The 212-nt window shown below is 49.5% G+C and carries 2 tRNA genes; both read right to left on the bottom strand.

Annotation, left to right across the window (positions count from 1 at the left end):
- Positions 1-75, bottom strand: a tRNA-Gln gene (locus H5300_RS27675).
- A 29-nt stretch (positions 76-104) separates the two neighbouring features.
- Positions 105-189, bottom strand: a tRNA-Leu gene (locus tag H5300_RS27670).
- Positions 190-212: the final 23 nt, after the last annotated feature.

Genomic DNA, 212 nt, shown 5'->3' with positions numbered 1-212 from the left:
TGGCTGGGCTACCTGGATTCGAACCAGGGAATGCTGGCATCAAAAGCCAGTGCCTTACCGCTTGGCGATAGCCCAACAGGATATCAATTAAGATATCTAAATAATGGTGCGGTCGGAGAGACTTGAACTCTCACACCTCTCGGCGCCAGAACCTAAATCTGGTGCGTCTACCAATTCCGCCACGACCGCAGCAAATCTTTATAGTTATATCG

Source organism: Vibrio sp. SG41-7, assembly GCF_014164465.1.
GTDB lineage: Bacteria > Pseudomonadota > Gammaproteobacteria > Enterobacterales > Vibrionaceae > Vibrio > Vibrio splendidus.
This window is presented reverse-complemented; position numbering and strand designations above follow the sequence as displayed.